We start from the raw sequence: 17,253 nt of genomic DNA on the forward strand, positions 1-17,253 counted from the left end.
AAGCCCCAGCCGCGAGGACGGCGCACGCTCGCTGTGCGCCTCACTCGGTCGCTGACGCTCCCTCGTTGCGGTGCTTGCATCGCCTGCGCCCGCCTCGCGGCTGCCCCTTTGAGTCCCGCCCGCCTGCACCGCATCCTCACGCCTCCCCAACCTCGCGGTTCGCGCTCTCCGAGCGCTCACCGCGTCCCTCGCACGCGCTGACTCGCGGCCGCCGAGGGCGGCCGCTCGCAGGCGCGCGCCACCGCATCGTATCTTAAATAATCGTCGCGGTCGCGTTCCGTTATTTAAATATCATATATCGGTGTCTACTCCTGCTCGAATCCGAAGACCTCCCGGGGATTCTCCAGCACGACTTTCCGGATGTCGTCGACGTCGATCCCGTACCGGTACAGCTCGAATATCGCGCGCTTGAGGGCGTACGGGTCGGTCCGGAGGACGTTCGCGCAGTCGGTGTCGACCATGATCCGGTCGGGGCCGTACTCGTCGATGGCGTCGGCGACGTCGGCGGCGTCGACGCCGACCAGCCACGAGTGACCGATGGTGTAGCTCAGGTAGCAGTCGGTCTGTTCCATCAGGTACGCGGTGTTGTTGCGGTCGGCGTGCGAGGCGACGACGCGCTCGTCGTCGAGGCCGGCGTCGCGCATCGCCTCCACGTCGAGCCGGACCGCGTCGAGCGCGGGGTTCTCGCCGTCGAGGACGGGGTCGGTGCCGAGCCCCGCGTTCTTCTCGTAGCCGGGCGTCACGCCCAGCCCGTCGCGGTAGGGCCGCTTCGCGTCCGTCGACGTGTTCGGCGTGTGGAGGATCACGGGGAGGCCGTGGTCGCGCGCGAGCTCCATCTGCGCCCCGACGACCGCCTGCTGCTCGTCGAGCGCCCACCCCTCGACGTGGCCGGCGGGGACGACGCCGGTCTCGCCGACCGCGACGACCTCGTCGAGCGCGCAGTAGTCGTCCATCGCCGCCAACAGCTCGTCGGGGTCCTCGATGCGGACGCCGGTGTGGACGCCGAGCCCCAGCTTCGCCTCGAAGAAGTGGTTCCGCTCGATGGCCGCGCGGCGATTGATCGCGTCGTCCCAGAGGAAGCGGATGTCGTCGGCCGCGACCGGCTTGTATGGGGCCCAGTGGTAGCCGGACGCGACCATGAGCATGGACCGACACCCGGAGAGCGCGTAGCGCTCGCGGTCGTCCCACGAGAGCGTGTGGGCGTGGTTGTGGACGTCGATCCACGGGAGGGTGAGCAGCTCCCGCGGGGGGTCGATGTCGTCGTCGAGGTGCGCCGCGTCCGTCGGCCGCTTGGTCGGGTGGGGTGTAGTCATGGCGTGTGGAATCGGGATGCCCGCTGCTCTCCACTTTCACCCCCGGCCACTTAGCGTTTTACAGCTTGGTAAAAACTTTAGTACGCGTCCGACGCACGTAGCCGTGTATGACACTGTTGATCGGGACGGACGACGGGCTCTATCGAGTCGACGACGTGCCCTTCGAGCGCGACGAGGCCGAGCGGGTCCTCGACTGCGAGGTCGTCACCGCGGTGAAGTCGTGGGACCACGCGGCGGGCGTCTTCGTCGCGTCCTCGACGGGGGCGTACCGCTCCCGCGACGGGGGACGGACGTGGGAGGACCTGGAGGTTCCCCTCGGCGACCGCTTCTGGCACGCCGGCCAGAGCGAGGTGTGGTCGATCCTCGCGACCGCCGACGGGGCGCTGTACGCCGGGACGAACGACCCGTACATCTTCCGCTCGGTCGACGACGGGGAGACGTGGACGGAGCTGAAGGGGTTCCGCGACCTGCCCTCGCGCGGCCACTGGGAGTCGCCGATCGACCCCCACTACGCCAGGCTCCGGGCGCTGGAGGCCGTCCCGGGGCGACCGGAGCGGCTGATCGCGGGCGTCGAGGCCGGCGGGATCCACCTCAGCGACGACGCCGGGCAGACGTGGACGGACCGGCGCGACACGATCGTCGACGACGTCCACCAGATCCTCCCGATCTCGGATGACGTGTGGCTCGCGACGACCGGCTACCTCGACCACGACCTGGAGAACCTCGGGCTCGGCCACGCGGTCGGCGAGGGCGGGCTCTGGCGAACGACCGACGCGGGCGAGTCGTGGAGCCGGATCGACGCCGGGAACGACTTCTCGTACATCCGGCGGGTGTTCGTCCACGACGGCACCGTCTTCTTCTGCGGCGGCGAGGAGGCGCCGCCGGCGTGGGTGAACGACGACCACGAGGTCGCGCTGTTCGAGTCGACGAACTTCGGCCGCGACTTCGAGCGCGTCCCGTTCCCGGGCGAGCCCCACGAGATCGTCGAGACGTGGGCCGTGCACGACGGTGACGTGATCTGCGGCTCCGGGCTGTTCGACGTGCCCGATCAGCGCGACGACGTCGAGGGCCGGATCATGCGTCGCGGCGACGACGGCGCCTACGAGACGGTCGGGCGCGTCGACGCGAACGTCAGCCGCATCGAGGTGGTGTCGGCGTGAGCGACGACGACGCGGCCTCGGCCGACGACGCGGCGCCGACGGTGGGGTCCGCCTCCGATCCCCCGTCGGCGATCGGCCGCGCCCTCTACGGCGGCATCCTCGCGTACATGGCCGTCGACGGGTTCAAGAACAACGAGAAGCGGGTCTCGGTCGCCGAGGAGAAGGGCGTCCCGATGCCCGACGTGCTCGTCCCGTTCGTCACCGGGATGCTGTTCGTCGCCAACCTCGGCGTCGTCTTCTGGAAGTTCCCGCGCGCGTCCGCCGGCGCGCTGATCGTCTTCTTCCTCGGCACCACCCCCTCGATCCACGACTTCTGGACGATGGAGGGGAAGGAGCGGCACGGCAACAAGATCAACTTCCTGAAGAACGTCGCGCTCCTCGGCGGCGCGGTGATGCTCCTCGACGCGGCCGCCGAGAGCGCCGACGAGTAGCCGCCGCTTCGGCGTTACTCGTCCGCGCCGGGCGATTCCGGATCGAATTCATCGGGATCGAACGCCTCCGGGTCGAACTCGTGCTCCCGGAGCCGGTCGGGGTCGACGGCCCGGAGCACGGACTCGTCGGTCGCCTCCAACACGACCGGCGGCGCGACCCCCGCGTCGGCCGCCTCGACCCACCGGCCGACGCAGAGGCACCACCGGTCGCCCGGCTCCAGCCCGGGGAAGTCGAACTCCGGCCGCGGCGTGATCAGGTCGTTGCCCCGCTCCCGGCTGTACGTCAGGAACTCCGCCGTCACGACCGCACAGAGGGTGTGCTCGCCGACGTCGCCGTCGACGTCGCGGCAGTAGCCGTCGCGGAGGTACCCCGTCGTCGGCTCGCGGCCGCAGGGCGCCAGCTCGCCGCCGAACACGTTGCGGTCGCCCTCGCTCCCGTCGGTCTCGTCGGTGGACACGCGTGTCGTTCGGTGCCCGCGCGACTTATCGGTGGCGCCGGGCGACCGCCGCTCTCCGGACACCGCAGCGTCGAGCGCGCCGTCGAGCGCCCCCTCGGATCGGTGCGACTATGCGACTTCCGCCTCATCCGGTAGCATGGCCGAACGCTGGCTGTACGGCTGGGGGCTCGGGTCGGTCGCGTTCGGAGGCGCCTCGCTCGTCGTCCCGCTGTACGTCGTCGAGCTCGGCGGGGGACCGTTCGTGCTCGGCGTGCTCGCCGCGGTCGCCGCCGTCGTCGGGGTCCCGGCCGCGCTCGGCGCCGGTCGGATCGCCGATCGGACCGGCAAACGCCGCCCGATCGTGCTCGCGATGCTGGCGCTCGTCGCGGTCGGAATCGGGGTCATCCCGCTCACGGACCGGGTGACGCCGGTGATCGTCGCGAACGGCGCGATCTGGTTCGCGTTCGCGGCGGCGACGCCCGTCCTGACGCTGCTCGCGGTCGCCGACGTCCCGGAGAGCGCCTGGAGCGAGCGGATCGCCCTGTTGAACCAGTACCAGGGCGTCGGCTGGGCGCTCGGGCTGCTGCTCGGGGCGGTCTGGACGGGCGTCGGCGGGCGACTCCTCCCCGCCGAGACCGTGATCCGGTGGCTGTTCGTCCCGTTCGCGGCCTTCGCGGTGCTCGGGCTCGCCCTCGGCGTCCGCACGCTGCCCGCGGACCCGGGCCCCGGCGGCGACCGACGGGCGTCGGGGACGCGCCTCAGGCGCGCCATCCGCGCGGCCGACCGCTTCAGCGTCCGGACCGCCGCGTTCCCCGTCACCGTCGGTCGGGCCGACTTCCGCGGGCTCCACCCGCGCCGGTTCGTCGAGCGGTTCACCCCGGCGCTCGCGCTGTACTTCCTCGCCGTCTTCTTCGCGTTCGCGGGGTTCGCGGTGTTCTTCGCGCCGCTGCCGGCGTTCCTCACCGCGGTCGGCTTCGGCTCCGACGGCGTGTTCGCGCTGTACCTGATAAACGGCCTCGCCGCCGCGGCCTTCTTCGGCGCCGCGGGAGAGCTGACCGCCGACCGCGACGCCGCGCTCCTCCAGCTCGCGTCGCTCTCGACGCGCGCGGTCGCCCTCCCCGCGGTCGCGCTCGTCGGCGCGGCGTGGGGCGCGGCCGCGCTCGGGTTCGGCGTCGCCGCGGCCGTCTTCGCAGTGATCGGGGTGACGTGGGCGGTGATCGCGGTGACCGCGGGGACGCTCGTCGCCCGGCTGTCCCCGCTGTCGATCCGCGGGGAGGCGCTCGGCACCTACGCCGCGCTCGGCGCCCTCGCCGGCGGGGTCGGGAGCGTCGCCGGCGGGTGGCTCGCCGCCCTGAGCTACGCCGTCGCCTTCGGCGTCGCCGGCGGACTGGTCCTCCTCGGCGCGGCGCTGGTGGCCCTCGTCCGACGGTACACGGCCGCGCCGCCGGTCGACCGCACCGCGGGCTGACCGGATCGGGGGGTCCGCCTCGCCGGTCAGTATAAGGAGCGCCCGGCCGAACCCCGACTCAATGAGCCGGAACGACGAGGTCGCCGCCCTCTTGGAGGAGTTCGCCGACCTGCTCGAGGCGACCGGCGTCGAGTACAAGCCGACCGCGTACCGCCGCGCCGCCGAGAACGTCCGCGAGCACACCGCCCCGATCGAGAACCTCGCGGGGGAGGGGGAACAGGCGGTCGCCGAGATCGACCGCGTCGGCGACGCGATCGCGTCGAAGATCGTCGAGTACTTCGAGACCGGCGAGATCGAGGAGCTGGAGGCCCTGCGCGAGGAGCTCCCGGCCGACATGGCGGGGCTCACCGCCGTGGAGGGAGTCGGCCCGAAGACGGTCGGAAGCCTCTACGAGGCGCTCGAGGTGACCACCCTCGACGAGCTGGAGGCGGCCGCGGAGGCGGGCGAGATCCGGGAGGTCTCCGGCTTCGGCGCGAAGACCGAGGAGAACATCTTAGCGAACATCCCGTTCGCCCGCGAGGCGCGGAAACGGACCCGGCTCGGCGACGCCCGGCCCGTCGCCGACGCGGCGCTCTCGTACCTGACCGACGTCGACGCCGTCGAGTCCGCCGAGGTGTGCGGCTCGATCCGGCGCTGGAAGGACACCATCGGCGACATCGACCTCCTCGTCGCCAGCGACGCGCGCGAGCCGATCGTCGAGGCGCTCACCGGCTGGTCGGAGGCGGACGCGACGATCGAGGCGGGCTCCGGGAAGGCGAGCGTCCGCGCGAGCGGGACCCGGGTCGACCTCCGGATCGTCGACCCGGACGAGTTCGGCGCCGCGCTCCAGTACTTCACGGGGTCTCGGGCCCACAACGTCGCGGTGCGCAACCGCGCCATCGACCGCGACCTGAAGCTCAACGAGTACGGGCTGTTCGACGTGAGCGACGTCGACGACGGGGCCGACGCAGACGACGCGAGCGACGACGGGGCCGAGTCCGATTCCCGGCGCGTCGGCGAGCGCGTCGCCGGCGAGAGCGAGGCGGGGGTGTACGAGGCGCTCGACATGGCGTTCGTCCCGCCGGAGCTCCGAGAGGACAACGGCGAGGTCGCGGCGGCCGCGGCGGGCGAGCTCCCGGACCTCGTCGAGACGGTTGAACTGCGCGGCGACCTCCACACCCACACCGACTGGTCGGACGGCGGCTTCTCGATCGCGGAGATGATCGAAGCGGCATCGGAGCGCGGCTACGGCTACCACGTCGTCTCCGACCACGCCGCCGGACCGGGGATCTTCGGGAACACCGGCCTCGACGAGGCCGACATCGCGGAGCAGGCCGCGGCGGTCGAAGACGCGGTGAGCGAGGTCGACGGCGCCGTGATGGGCCGCGAGGTCGACGACGCGAGCGCCGACGACGGAGCGGGCGCCGGCGACGACGACGCCCGGATCGCGGTGTTCCACGGCATCGAGGCGAACATCGACGCGGAGGGGGCGATCACCACCGACGACGCGACGCTCGCCGACCTCGACCTGGTCGTCGCCTCGCCGCACTCCGCGCTCGGGCAGGACGGCGACGCCGCCACGGAGCGACTGGTCCGCGCGGTCGAACACCCCCACGTCGACGTCCTCGGCCACCCGACCGGCCGCATCATCAACAGCCGCCCGGGGATCTCGCCCGACCTGGCGGCCGTCGTCTCGGCCGCCGCCGACGCCGGCACCGCGATCGAGGTGAACGCGAACCCCGCCCGCCTCGACGCAGACGGCGACGCCGTGCGCGCCGCGGTCGACGCGGGCGCCGCGATCGCCGTGAACACCGACGCCCACTCGCCCCACGAGCTGGACAACGCCCGGTACGGCGTGCACACCGCCCGGCGCGGCTGGGCCGAGACCGCCGACGTGATCAACGCGCGCCCGGTCGACGGCCTTTGGGAGTTCCTCGACGGCTGATGGCGCCCCGCGTCCTCGTCGACACGATGTGCGGCAAGCTCGCGACCTACCTCCGGATGTGCGGGTACGACGCGGCGTACGCGCTCGACCGCGGGGTCGAGGCCGACGACCGACTCCTGTCTCTCGCGGCCGACGAGGACCGACTCCTCGTCACCCGCGATCGGGAACTCGCGGCGCGCGCCGCCGACCGCGACCACGGGGCGGTCCTCCTGACCGAGCGCGACGTGCTCGACCAGCTCCGCGAGGTCGCGGCGGCCGGGCTTCCGGTGGCACTCGCCGCGGAGCCGACCCGCTGTGGGGCCTGTAACGGCCCGGTCGAGCGGGTCGGCCCGGAGGGCACCGATGTCGACCCCGACGACCGGCCCGAGTACGTCCCCGACGACGTGGGCGCGTCGCCCGCGGCCGACTCCGATTCAGCCACCGACACCGACCCCCGCCCCGCGTGGCGCTGTCGCGACTGCGGGCGCTGGTTCTGGAAGGGCGGCCACTGGGAGTCGGTCGCGGCGCGGCTCGACGACCTCTGAACCGCGACCCGCGGGACGCCCGGCGCCCCCGAGCGTAACCGGTTTGCCCGCGTGCCGCCAACGGTCCGCCAATGAACCGCGAACAGGCGGTCGACCGGCTGGCGACCCTCGTCGACCGGGTCGAGAACGAGACGATGCCGGTCCCCGTCCGCGAGGTGTGGGCGTTCGGCGACGTCGCGCTCGGCCTCGACCCCGTCGAGCGCCTCGACGTCTACCTCACCAAGGACGTGATCATGGGCGGCGACGCCGACGCGGCGGCGGCGTTCGAGGCCGAGTACGGCGTGAAGGGGGTCGGCACCTCCGTGCGGGCCGAGTGGGCCGAGGCGCACCCGGACCGCGTGCGCGCGAGCGACAACGGGTACGCCGCCCCCGAGAAGTGCCTCGCCGCCGAGCTCGTCGGCGACAGCGAGGGACGTAGTCCCTCTGGCAGCCGGACGCAGTCCGGCGACAGCGAGCCGATCCACCTAGAGGTGTGTAACGCGAGCTTCGAGGACAACGTGCGCCAGCGCCTGAAGGGGGCGCTGGCCCGCGACGCGTACGAGGAGGTGCTCGACCCCCGCGGGGTCTGCCTGTGGGTCGACGGCACCCGCGACGAGGAGGCCTTCGACCGCCTGCGGGCGGGCTCGCTCGCGATGCCGACGCTCCCGACCGCGCTCGGGATGCTCGGCGCCGACGAGGACGTGGCCCGCGAGGCGGCGGACGTGCTCAAGCGGCGCCGGGCCGAGCAGGAGGGGTCGTCGGTGCGCGGCGACATGGTGTAGGCGGCGGACGCCGACGGCGCCGCTCCGCCTCCGCTCGGGCCGCGTTTGGCCGCCACCCGACGGTTTTTTGCTCGGTTCGCCGTGTGGACGGTATGCCAACGCCCACCGACCGCGTCCGGCGCGCGGAACGCTCGCGGATCCGGGTGATGTTCGACCTCGCACAGCGTCACGGCGGCGACCTCGTCAGGCTGGAGGTCGGCGAACCCGACTTCGACACGCCAGCGCACGTGATCGACGCCGCCGCGAGCGCCGCCCGCGACGGCGCGACCCACTACACCTCAAACGCGGGGCTCCCCGCGTGTCGGCGGGCCATCAGCGACACGCTCGCCGCCGAGTACGGCGTCGAGCACGACCCGGACGAGGTCGTCGTCACCGTCGGCGGGATGGAGGCGCTCCACCTGGCGGTCCTCGCGGCGGTCTCGCCCGGCGAGGAGCTGCTCGTCCCGGGCCCGACGTGGCCTAATTACAAGACGCAGGCGACGCTCGCGGACGGGCGCTTCCGCGAGGTCCCCATGCCCGCGGAGACGGGGTTCGCCCTCGACGCGGACCGCGTGATCGACGCGATGAGCGACGACACCGCGGCGGTCGTGCTCACGACGCCCTCGAACCCGACCGGCCGCGTCTTCGACCGCGACGAGTGCCGTGCGGTCGTCGAGGCGGCGGCCGACCACGACGCGTACGTGATCGCCGACGAGGTGTACCTCGGGCTCACCTACGACGGGCCCGCCCAGGGGATCGCCGCGTACACCGGCCACCCGGACCACGTGCTGACGGTCGGCTCCTGCTCGAAGCGGTACGCGATGACCGGGTGGCGGCTCGGCTGGCTCGCGGGCGACCGGGAGATGATAGACGCGGTCGCGACGGTCCGCGAGTCGACCACGGCCTGCGCGTCGAGCGTCGCGCAACACGCCGCGATCGCCGCCTTGACCGGCCCGCAGGAGCCGTTCGAGGAGATGTACCGGGCGTTCGAGGAGCGTCGCGACCTCGTCGTCGACCGTGTCGACGCCATCGACGGGCTCTCGGCTCCCCGTCCCGAGGGCGCGTTCTACGCCTTCCTTGACCCCGGCATCGACGCGCCCGCGATCGACGTCGCGAAGTACCTCCTGCGGGAGCACGGCGTCGTGCTCGCGCCGGGCGACGGCTTCGGCGACACGGCCCCCGGGCGGCTCCGCCTCTCGTTCGCGAACTCCGTCGACCGGCTGGAGGAGGGGTTCGACCGGATCGAGGCGGGACTGGCGGAGTACTGATCGCCTACCGCATCAGCTCCCCGCCGTTCACGTTCAGCGTCTCGCCCGTGACGAATCCCGCGTCCCGGAGGTAGGCGGCCGCGTCGGCGATGTCCTCGGGCTGGCCGTACCGGTCGACGGGGATCGCGGCCAACTCCTCGCGCTTCTCCTCGGGCGTCCGGTCGCCCGTCATGTCCGTCTCCACGTGGCCGGGGGCGATCGCGTTCACCCGTATCTCGGGCGCGAAGTCGCCGGCGTGGCTCCGGGTGAGCGAGAGGAGTGCCCCCTTCGAGGCGGCGTAGTGGCACTCGACCGGCGCGCCGGTGTGCGCGAGGATGGAGGAGACGTTCGTCACCGACGGGCCGTCCTCCGACTCCCGGAGGTGCGGGAGCGCCGCCTTCGTGACGGCGAACGCGGAGTTGACGTTGACGTCCATGATCCGGTCGAAGTCGTCGGGGCTGAGGTCCGCGGTGTACACGTGCTGGTCGATCCCGGCGTTGTTGACGACGTGGTCGACCCCGCCGAGGGCGTCGGCGGCCGTCTCCACGAGGTGGGCCGCCGCGTCGGGGTCCGAGACGTCGGCGCCTACGGCGACCGCCGCTTGCCCCCGGTCGCGGACCGCGTCGGCGACGGCCGCGGCGGCCTCGTCGCTGGTGCGGTAGTTGACCGCGACGTCGTAGCCGTCGTCCGCGAACCGAAGCGCGATCGCTCGCCCGATACCCCTGGAGGACCCCGTCACGAGTGCGGCCGGCATGTGTCTCGAGTCGACCCGGTCCGACTTCGACCTTCCGGACGCGGCGGCGGAACGCCGCGTCCGTCAGTCCCCGGTCTCGACCCGTCCCACGGTCACGTCGAAGGGGACGCGCTCGACGCGCTCGTACTCGCCGGCGTCGATCGCCTCGACCACCTCGCGGCCCATCTCGCGCCAGCGCCGCCGGAGGTCGTCGTACGCGTCCACGGAGGTCGCGGCCACCAGCTCCTCGCGGTGGTCGGCGAGGCCGGCGCCGGACGCCTTCCGGGCCGCCGACGCCAGCGCGGGCTCCGCGTACGGGGCCGCCGTCCGCTTCTCGTGGACGTACCGGCGGGTGCGGAGGTCCTCGACGCCCGCCGCCGCGAACGCCTCCCGGACGCGGTCGCCGAGGGCGACGTCGGTGCCGACGCCCTCGAGGTACGCCTCGCGCGCCTCCCGCTCCAACCGCTCCTCGGCGTCGACGGTGGACGTCACCGTCACGTCGCCGTTGTCCGGTTCGATCGCGGCGACGAGGTCGGCGGAGACGCGCGCGAGCTCCCGGACCGCGGCGACCGGCTCGGGGAGGTTGATGAGGAGGGCCTGACAGACGGCGAGGTCGACGGCGCCGTCCGGGAGCGGGAGCCGGGTCGCGTCGCCGGCGACGTACGGGAGTCCCGTCTCCTCGCGGGCGACCGCGAGGAGGTCCGTGTCGGCGTCGACGCCGATCACGGTCGCGTCCGGCCTCGCCTCCGCGTCGAGGACGCGCGTCAGTTCGCCGGTGCCGCAGCCGACGTCGACGACGCGGCGGCGGCTCGCCAGCTCGATGTCCGCGAGGGCCGCCCGGTCGTCGGCCCACATCCCCTGCCGGGTGTGTTCGAGGTACTCCGCGGAGAAGCGTCGCACGGCACCGCGTTCGACGCGGGACGAATTAAACGTGGGGAAGCCGAGCGCCCGGGCGCGCTCCGACTCTCAGTCTTCGTCGCCCTCGCCGTCGCCGCCGCTCCCGAACCCGACGAGGTCCGAGAGCAGCGCGGCGGTGACGCCGGCGCAGTAGCCGACGAACGCGCCGGTCAGCCCGACCGCGGCGAACGCCATCGTCACCCCGCCGATCGGGGAGTCGCCGGGGCCCACGCCCGGGACGCCGAAGACGGTCCCGACGACCACGAGCGCGGCGAAGACGACCGCGGGCACCGCGCCCACCGCGAGACACGCCGGGCCGCCGCAGCGCGCGTACCCGCCGACGGCCGCGATCGGCGCCGGCGCGTAGAACGCCAACAGCGGGACGAGCCGGTCGGTCAGCGCCGCCGCGGTCGGGAGACCCGCACGCTCGGCGACGACCGCGACCGCCAGCGAGAGCGCCACCAGACCGGCGAATCCGCCGACCATCGTGAGGGCCAAGCGGCGCCGGCGACCGATGAGGAGCGCCTCAGTGGTGGTCATATCCGTGGATCTCGGCTCCGACCACATAAAGCCGCGTCGGACAATTGTAACTAAATTCGGGGGTTTCCTCCCCTTCGCTCCCGCGACGGCCCGGCCGCCCCGGGCTCACTCCGCGCGCAGTTCGCGGACGCGATCGATGTTCCACGCGAAGCTCTTCCCGTTCTCGGTCGGCGTCTCCAGCGCCAGCGGCACGTCCGTCAGGTCCGGGTGGTTGACGATCCGCTCCATCCCGGCCTCGCCGATGTGGCCCTCGCCGATGTGGGCGTGCTCGTCCTTGTTGGTGCCGCAGGCGTGCTTCGAGTCGTTGAGGTGGATGTACTCCAGGTGTTCCAACCCGACGGCGTCGTCGAACTCGGCGACGGTCTCGTCGACCGCCTCGGGCGTCGAGAGGTCGTAGCCCGCCGCGAACGCGTGGGCCGTGTCGACGCAGACGTCGATGTCCGTCTCGGTGCGGTCGATGATCCCCGCGAGGTGTTCGAACTCGTCGCCGAGCTTCGTCCCGGCGCCCGCGTCGCTCTCGATGAGGATCGTGACGCCGTCGGGGACGTCGACGTCGTCGATGACGCTCGCGGCGTTGTCGAGGCCGCCCTCCACGCCGGCCCCCGTGTGCGCGCCGAGGTGAACGTTGACGTACGGAATGTTCAGCTTCGCGGCCGCGTCGACCTCCTTCTGCATGGAGTCGAGCGACTTCTCGCGGAGCCCCTCCTTCGGCGTACAGAGGTTGACGAGGTAGGAGGTGTGGATCACCCACGGCCCGACCAGGTCGCGTTCGGTCCCCTCGCGGAACTGCGCGGCTTCCTCGTCGCTGATGTCCGGGTCCTGCCACACCTGCGGGGAGTGCGTGAATATCTGTCCGCAGTTGCCGCCGAACTGCTTCTGTCTGAACACCGCGTTGGCGATGTTCCCGTACGGCGGCGTTTCGGGATCGTTCGACGCCCGCGAACCGGAGATCGAGACGTGCGCGCCGACCTTGAGACTCATACCGCTACAACGGGGGCGATTGAAAAAGCCCCTTCGGAACCGGTTGGTCCGGTTCCCCTCCCGTTCCGGCGGCTACGCGCCGTCGTTTCCCGGTCGGGTCCGGACCCAGCCGTCGTCGCGGTACTTCTCCTCGACGAGCTCCTCCGCCCGCACGAGCTCCGCGCTCGACCACGAGCCGTCGCGGTCGAGCGCGACCGCGTCGGCCCGGCCGTTCTCGCCGTCCGCCTCGTCGCCACCGCCCTCGTCGCCGTCTCCGCCCGTCACCCACGCGACGAGCGCGTCTTCGACGGCCGCCGCGGCGTCCGCCCGGTCGGCGTCGGCCAACTCGTCCATCCCGACGACGCGCTCGCGGAACTCCTCGGGCGTGACCGGCGGATCGGAGAAGACCCCGAGGTGACGCTCCGCGTCGACGGCGAACGTCAGCGAGCCGTGCTGGATCACGGCGTCGCGCTTGCGGTACTGGGCGTTGCCGGCTATCTTCCGGCGGTCCGTCGCGCCCTCGTCGCCGTCGCCGGCCGCGCCGCCAGCCTCCGTCGCGCCGTCGGCCTCCGGCTCCGCCGAACCGCCCGCCACCACGTCGTGCGCGGGGTGAAGCTCCCGGAGGTAGCAGGCGGGGCGGTACAGCTCCGGCACCGACTCCTCGACGTAGTCCGCGTCGATCCCGAGTCGGTCGAACGCGTCGAGGACCGGCTCGCAGAGGAGGTGGTAACAGTCGAGCAGTTCGCCGGGCACGTCGGCGGCCGGCACCGCGACGGAGTACGCGACGTCCCCGCGCCCGTCGTGGTAGATCCCGCCGCCGCCGGTCTGTCGGCGGGTCACGTCGATCCCCTCGCGCTCGCAGAACGCCCAGTCGACCGTCTCCGGGTCCTGCCGGTAGCCGAGCGTGAGACAGCTCGGCTCCCATCGGTACGTGCGGACCGTCGCGGGGCCGCCCGCCGCCGCCGTCTCCGCCGCCACCTCGTCGAGCGCCATCTGCATCGGCCCCGGACGGGCCTCCTCTCGGATCAGCCGCCAGTCGCCCGTCGGCGCGGTCATACCGTCACTCTTGGGCGGCGAGCCGAAAGCGGTTGCGCTCGCGGTCGGCGGCGCCCGTCAGTGCCCGTCGCTTCCCGCCTCGATCGACCGCGACTCGTACTCGATGTCGGCCTTCTCGAGGGACGACTCCAGCCGCTCCATGCCGCGTTCGGGGTCGTAGCCGACGCCCTCGCGGTCGCGGGCGATGGCCCACGAGAGCGCGACGAGCGCGTATTCCTCGCAGTCGCCGCGGCCCGCCTCGACGCACCCCCGCGGGCACCGCGCGAAGTCCCGGAGGGCGTTCCACGCGTCCTGCGTCCAGTCGTACTCCGACCGCGACCACGCCTCGAGGTCGAACTCCTCCCACCAGTCGTCGCGGTCGACGTAGCGAGCGGGCACGACGAACGTGAAGGGAGTCCAGCGACGGGGGTTCATGCCAGCCGATACGCCGTCGATCGAGGTAATGGTACTAATTGGCATGGTCACGGTGCCGCCTCCCGACTCGCCGCACGCGCGCCGTCGGAACGGGCGGGCCGAGGCTCCTTCCGTCGAAGGTTCATTTTAGGCCGCCCAAAAGTATCTGATATTTGACAAGTTTTAAGAGGATGGAGAATGTATCTCACGCGCATGAGCTCCCAAGAGACAGTTCGCCGCCAGGCTGACACCGTTGGCGAGAACCCCGTGCGGATCGACGAAGAGAAGGCCAAACAGATCGTCGAGGCGTTGAACACCGACCTCGCGGACGCGTACGTCCTGTTCCATCAGCTCCACAAGCACCACTGGAACGTGGAGGGCGCCGAACACCTCGACATCCACGTCTTCCTCCAGGAGGCGTACGAGGATGTCGAGGAGGCCGCCGACGAGATCGCGGAACGCCTTCAGGCGCTCGGCGGCGTCCCGCACGCCAGCATGCCCGCCCTCTCGGCGGCCGCGACGGTCGAGCCGGAGGACGAAGACGTCTACGACATTCGCACGTCGCTTTCGAACGACTTGGAGATGTACGGGGACGTCATCGAGAGCTACCGCGAACACATCGAGCTCGTCGAGGGGCTGGGCGACTACGCCACCGGCGAGATGCTCCGCGAACAGCTGGAAGACCTCGAAGAACACGCCCACGTCATCGACCACTACCTCGAAGACGACACCCTCGTCTTAGAGTCCGCGACGCGCTAGGCCGCCCGATGGCGGGCTCTTGGACGTCCCGTGTTTTTCCGCCGTTCCGATCCGGCCGCCCGAGTTCGACGTCTCCGGTTCGGATGGTGGCCTGTTCCGCTCTCCGCGGCGGTAGCCGAAGAGTCAGCAACCGCGCGTCGTTGCATGTGTTTCGGGCCTCCAGCCCCGTCCTAAGGGCATGGGGCATGTCAACGAGTCACGTCGACCGTGAGATCGCTTGCGATCCATCCGTCGGTGTTTCCCGATTCGAGAAATACTGACGTCCCCGGACACCCCTCACAGACAGAGATTTCGGGTCTGCCGTGTGTTTCCGATTCGGAGACCGATTCGAGGTGGGGCTGGGTGCCAGCTGCCATTACGATATTTAGGCAAGCCTAAAATAATAAAGGATGCGGTCCGGCCCGAATGGGCGTGACTCGATCTCCTTTTCGAGAGCCTACCCATAATAATCGTGTCCTTCAGGCGCCTTTTGTCTACGCGACGGCCGAGGAAACGACGGCGAGCGGCACGAAGACGGGAGATGCTTGGCGTCCGCGACGCTCTATCATCCCGCAGACCGCGCGGACTGTCCGTCGTCGCGCGCGACTCGAATCCGCCACCTCCACCCGACCCATCCGTCGAGACCGTGGACTCCGGACGGCGTGTTTCGTATCGTTGTATTCTGTTTATCGCCTGGCGCTCGAAACGCGCGTCCCTTTTAGGAATCGCCGGAGTAGGGGCCGTATGGTCCGAAACGTCGCCGGCGACATGGCGGAGCTCGAACCCGAGGACTTCTATCTCCTCTCGGGCGTCGAGCAGGGGATGCGATTCTCGGAGTGGGTCCGCCGGGACAAGATCCCCGACTACGCCGACCTGACGCGCGAGGAGGTGGACTACCGGATCGACCGGTGTCTCGACCGCGAACTGATCCAGCGGAAGACGATCCAGTACGAGGGGTACCAACTCACGTTCGAGGGGTACGACGCCCTGGCGCTCCGCACGTTCTCCGAACGCGAGACCATCGACGGCGTGGGCTCGCCCCTGGGGTTCGGCAAGGAAGGAGACGTGTACGAGGCCCAGTCGTTCAAGCCGCTCGCCCTGAAGTACCACCGCGAGGGATACACCAACTTCCGCGAGGTGAACCGCGAGCGCGAGTACACCGCCGACCGCGACCACGTCTCTTGGATGTACACCGCGCGCAAGGCGGCCGAGCGCGAGTACGAGGCGATGGAAGCGATGTACCCCGACGTGAGCGTCCCCCGCCCCGTCGACCACAACCGCCACGCCATCGTGATGGACAAGTTCGACGGCGCGGAACTCTCGCGCGCGAGACTCGAACCCGAACAGGCCTCCGCGGTCCTCGATTTAGTCCTCCGCGAGCTGGTCACCGCCTACGACCTCGGCTGGGTCCACGCCGACATGTCCGAACACAACGTCGCGGTCGCGGAGAGCGGCGTCACGATCTTCGACTGGCCGCAGGCGGTCCCCGTCGACCACGAGAACGCCGGCGAGTTCCTCGAACGCGATGTCGCGAACCTCCTGCGGTACTTCAGCCGGAAGTACCCCCACGAAGTCCCTCGAGACGCCGATATCGAGGGGATCGCCGGCGCTATCGCCGACGGCTCGTTCGAATCGGTCCGCGCGTTCGCGGCAGAGTAAATCGCATAGCGCGATACGAAATCGTTCGCCCCGTCCAGTCCACTGTTTCCGAATTCTGGAGTTATCGTCTTGTGGGAACTACTGGTGGATATTATAGTCTAATAAACACTATGATTGAATGTGATGTACAGGGTGCTCGTTCCGGTCGACAGAAGTGAGGAACGCGCGTTCCACCAGGCACAGTACGTGTCACGGCTTCCGAACGCCCCCGACGATGTCGAGGCGACGGTGTCGTTCGTGGTGCCTCCCGATGAGTTCAACGACGCCGACACGATGGAGTTCTCGGACATCGACGCGGCCGTCGGGGCGGCCAACCTTCTCGAGGGCGAGGGCGTTTCCGTGACCCGAACCGTGGACGACGGCGGTATCTCGGACCAGATCGTCCGTTCCGCTGAGGGGCTCGAAGCCGACGAGATCGTTATGGGCGGGCGCAAGCGGTCGGGCGTCTCCCGTGTGCTGCTCGGTAGCACGGTTCAGGACGTTATGCTCTCGGCCGAGCGGCCGGTTACCATCACGAGCGAGACGGCCGTGCCCGGCGAGGGGATCCGACAGGTTCTGGTACCGGTCGACGCCGACGTGGATCGCGCCCATCATCAGGCGGCGTACGTTGCGGGGCTGCCGGAGGCGGCGGAAACGGTTGAAGCGACGGTTCTCGTCGTGTTCCGTCACCAGGACTACAAGGGGGCCCCTCCCCACACGTTCGAGGAGATCAACGCGGCAGTCGAGGCGGCCGATACCCTCGAGAACGAGGGGATCCCCGTCGAGCGTGTCGCCATCGGGGGCGAGGTGGCCCGGAAGATTCTCGACGTGGCGGCGGAACGCGATGCCGACAGCATCGTCATGGGCGGGCGTAAGCGGTCGGGGCTCCAAGAGGTACTCATTGGGAGCATCACGCAGGACGTCATGCTCTCGACCGAGCGGCCGGTCACTATCACCGGCTGACCTCGGTCGAGCGCCGTCCCACGTCAACAGTAGTCACGATCATCGCGCGCAATGCTGTACACTGTTGGTCTGAGCAATCCGGTATCGAGCA

Annotated in this window: 19 protein-coding genes; 10 read left to right on the plus strand and 9 right to left on the minus strand. The window is 70.8% G+C overall.

Going from position 1 to position 17,253, the window contains the following annotated elements; genetic code table 11:
• Positions 1-305: 305 nt before the first annotated feature.
• The gene (locus DJ74_RS05075) at positions 306-1,313 is read right to left on the minus strand and encodes a TatD family hydrolase (protein WP_094526552.1); all 1,008 of its coding nucleotides are present in this window, start codon (positions 1,311-1,313) and stop codon (positions 306-308) included.
• A 107-nt stretch (positions 1,314-1,420) separates the two neighbouring features.
• On the opposite strand from DJ74_RS05075, the gene DJ74_RS05080 reads away from it, so the two are divergent.
• On the plus strand, positions 1,421-2,473 hold the full coding sequence (locus DJ74_RS05080) for a sialidase family protein (RefSeq protein ID WP_094526553.1): 1,053 nt from the start codon (positions 1,421-1,423) through the stop codon (positions 2,471-2,473).
• Entirely contained in the window at positions 2,470-2,904 is a 435-nt protein-coding gene (locus tag DJ74_RS05085) for a DoxX family protein (protein ID WP_254922012.1), read from the plus strand. Before DJ74_RS05080 ends, DJ74_RS05085 begins: the two co-directional genes overlap by 4 nt.
• 14 nt (positions 2,905-2,918) lie before the next feature.
• Here DJ74_RS05085 and DJ74_RS05090 read toward each other — a convergent pair whose 3' ends face one another.
• The gene (locus DJ74_RS05090) at positions 2,919-3,362 is read right to left on the minus strand and encodes a DUF2237 family protein (protein ID WP_094525813.1); all 444 of its coding nucleotides are present in this window, start codon (positions 3,360-3,362) and stop codon (positions 2,919-2,921) included.
• A 136-nt stretch (positions 3,363-3,498) separates the two neighbouring features.
• Between DJ74_RS05090 and DJ74_RS05095 the strand changes: the two genes are divergently transcribed.
• The 5 genes from DJ74_RS05095 to DJ74_RS05115 all read left to right on the plus strand — a co-directional run bounded on the left by DJ74_RS05095 (position 3,499) and on the right by DJ74_RS05115 (position 9,265).
• Positions 3,499-4,809 (plus strand): MFS transporter, encoded by a 1,311-nt coding sequence (locus tag DJ74_RS05095; RefSeq protein WP_094526554.1) that lies wholly within the window; start codon positions 3,499-3,501, stop codon positions 4,807-4,809.
• A gap of 61 nt (positions 4,810-4,870) precedes the next feature.
• Positions 4,871-6,733: a helix-hairpin-helix domain-containing protein gene (locus DJ74_RS05100; protein WP_094526555.1), complete on the plus strand. Its 1,863-nt coding sequence runs from the start codon at positions 4,871-4,873 to the stop codon at positions 6,731-6,733.
• The gene (locus DJ74_RS05105) at positions 6,733-7,257 is read left to right on the plus strand and encodes a Mut7-C RNAse domain-containing protein (protein WP_094525816.1); all 525 of its coding nucleotides are present in this window, start codon (positions 6,733-6,735) and stop codon (positions 7,255-7,257) included. Before DJ74_RS05100 ends, DJ74_RS05105 begins: the two co-directional genes overlap by 1 nt.
• A gap of 71 nt (positions 7,258-7,328) precedes the next feature.
• On the plus strand, positions 7,329-8,018 hold the full coding sequence (locus DJ74_RS05110) for a hypothetical protein (protein WP_094526556.1): 690 nt from the start codon (positions 7,329-7,331) through the stop codon (positions 8,016-8,018).
• Between the two features lie 92 nt (positions 8,019-8,110).
• Positions 8,111-9,265, plus strand: a complete 1,155-nt coding sequence (locus tag DJ74_RS05115; protein WP_094526557.1) for a pyridoxal phosphate-dependent aminotransferase — start codon at positions 8,111-8,113, stop codon at positions 9,263-9,265.
• A 4-nt stretch (positions 9,266-9,269) separates the two neighbouring features.
• Here DJ74_RS05115 and DJ74_RS05120 read toward each other — a convergent pair whose 3' ends face one another.
• The 6 genes from DJ74_RS05120 to DJ74_RS05145 all read right to left on the minus strand — a co-directional run bounded on the left by DJ74_RS05120 (position 9,270) and on the right by DJ74_RS05145 (position 13,844).
• Complete coding sequence (locus DJ74_RS05120; protein WP_094526558.1) at positions 9,270-9,998, minus strand: 3-oxoacyl-ACP reductase family protein; 729 nt, start codon at positions 9,996-9,998, stop codon at positions 9,270-9,272.
• A 63-nt stretch (positions 9,999-10,061) separates the two neighbouring features.
• The gene (locus DJ74_RS05125; RefSeq protein ID WP_094526559.1) at positions 10,062-10,877 is read right to left on the minus strand and encodes a class I SAM-dependent methyltransferase; all 816 of its coding nucleotides are present in this window, start codon (positions 10,875-10,877) and stop codon (positions 10,062-10,064) included.
• 66 nt (positions 10,878-10,943) lie between these two features.
• Positions 10,944-11,414: a hypothetical protein gene (locus tag DJ74_RS05130; RefSeq protein ID WP_094525821.1), complete on the minus strand. Its 471-nt coding sequence runs from the start codon at positions 11,412-11,414 to the stop codon at positions 10,944-10,946.
• A 105-nt stretch (positions 11,415-11,519) separates the two neighbouring features.
• The gene (locus tag DJ74_RS05135; RefSeq protein WP_094526560.1) at positions 11,520-12,395 is read right to left on the minus strand and encodes a deoxyribonuclease IV; all 876 of its coding nucleotides are present in this window, start codon (positions 12,393-12,395) and stop codon (positions 11,520-11,522) included.
• 72 nt (positions 12,396-12,467) lie between these two features.
• Positions 12,468-13,430 (minus strand): lipoate--protein ligase family protein, encoded by a 963-nt coding sequence (locus DJ74_RS05140; protein WP_094526561.1) that lies wholly within the window; start codon positions 13,428-13,430, stop codon positions 12,468-12,470.
• Between the two features lie 57 nt (positions 13,431-13,487).
• Positions 13,488-13,844 carry a hypothetical protein gene (locus DJ74_RS05145; RefSeq protein WP_094526562.1) on the minus strand — a complete coding sequence of 119 codons (357 nt, stop codon included), beginning with the start codon at positions 13,842-13,844 and terminating at the stop codon, positions 13,488-13,490.
• A gap of 192 nt (positions 13,845-14,036) precedes the next feature.
• On the opposite strand from DJ74_RS05145, the gene dpsA reads away from it, so the two are divergent.
• Positions 14,037-14,582 (plus strand): DNA starvation/stationary phase protection protein DpsA, encoded by a 546-nt coding sequence (dpsA, locus tag DJ74_RS05150; RefSeq protein ID WP_094526563.1) that lies wholly within the window; start codon positions 14,037-14,039, stop codon positions 14,580-14,582.
• 188 nt (positions 14,583-14,770) lie between these two features.
• Here the strand turns inward: dpsA and DJ74_RS19060 are convergent, their stop codons facing one another.
• The gene (locus DJ74_RS19060; RefSeq protein ID WP_176451311.1) at positions 14,771-14,938 is read right to left on the minus strand and encodes a hypothetical protein; all 168 of its coding nucleotides are present in this window, start codon (positions 14,936-14,938) and stop codon (positions 14,771-14,773) included.
• A 367-nt stretch (positions 14,939-15,305) separates the two neighbouring features.
• Here DJ74_RS19060 and DJ74_RS05155 point away from each other — a divergent pair, with 367 nt between their 5' ends.
• Both DJ74_RS05155 and DJ74_RS05160 read left to right on the plus strand, forming a co-directional pair.
• Positions 15,306-16,220 (plus strand): serine/threonine-protein kinase RIO2, encoded by a 915-nt coding sequence (locus DJ74_RS05155; protein ID WP_094525824.1) that lies wholly within the window; start codon positions 15,306-15,308, stop codon positions 16,218-16,220.
• Between the two features lie 123 nt (positions 16,221-16,343).
• Positions 16,344-17,162, plus strand: coding sequence for a universal stress protein (locus tag DJ74_RS05160; protein WP_094526564.1), 819 nt, complete (start codon positions 16,344-16,346; stop codon positions 17,160-17,162).
• Positions 17,163-17,253 lie beyond the last annotated feature (91 nt).

Origin of the sequence: Halorubrum sp. Ea8 (assembly GCF_002252925.1) — an archaeon.
Taxonomy (GTDB): domain Archaea; phylum Halobacteriota; class Halobacteria; order Halobacteriales; family Haloferacaceae; genus Halorubrum.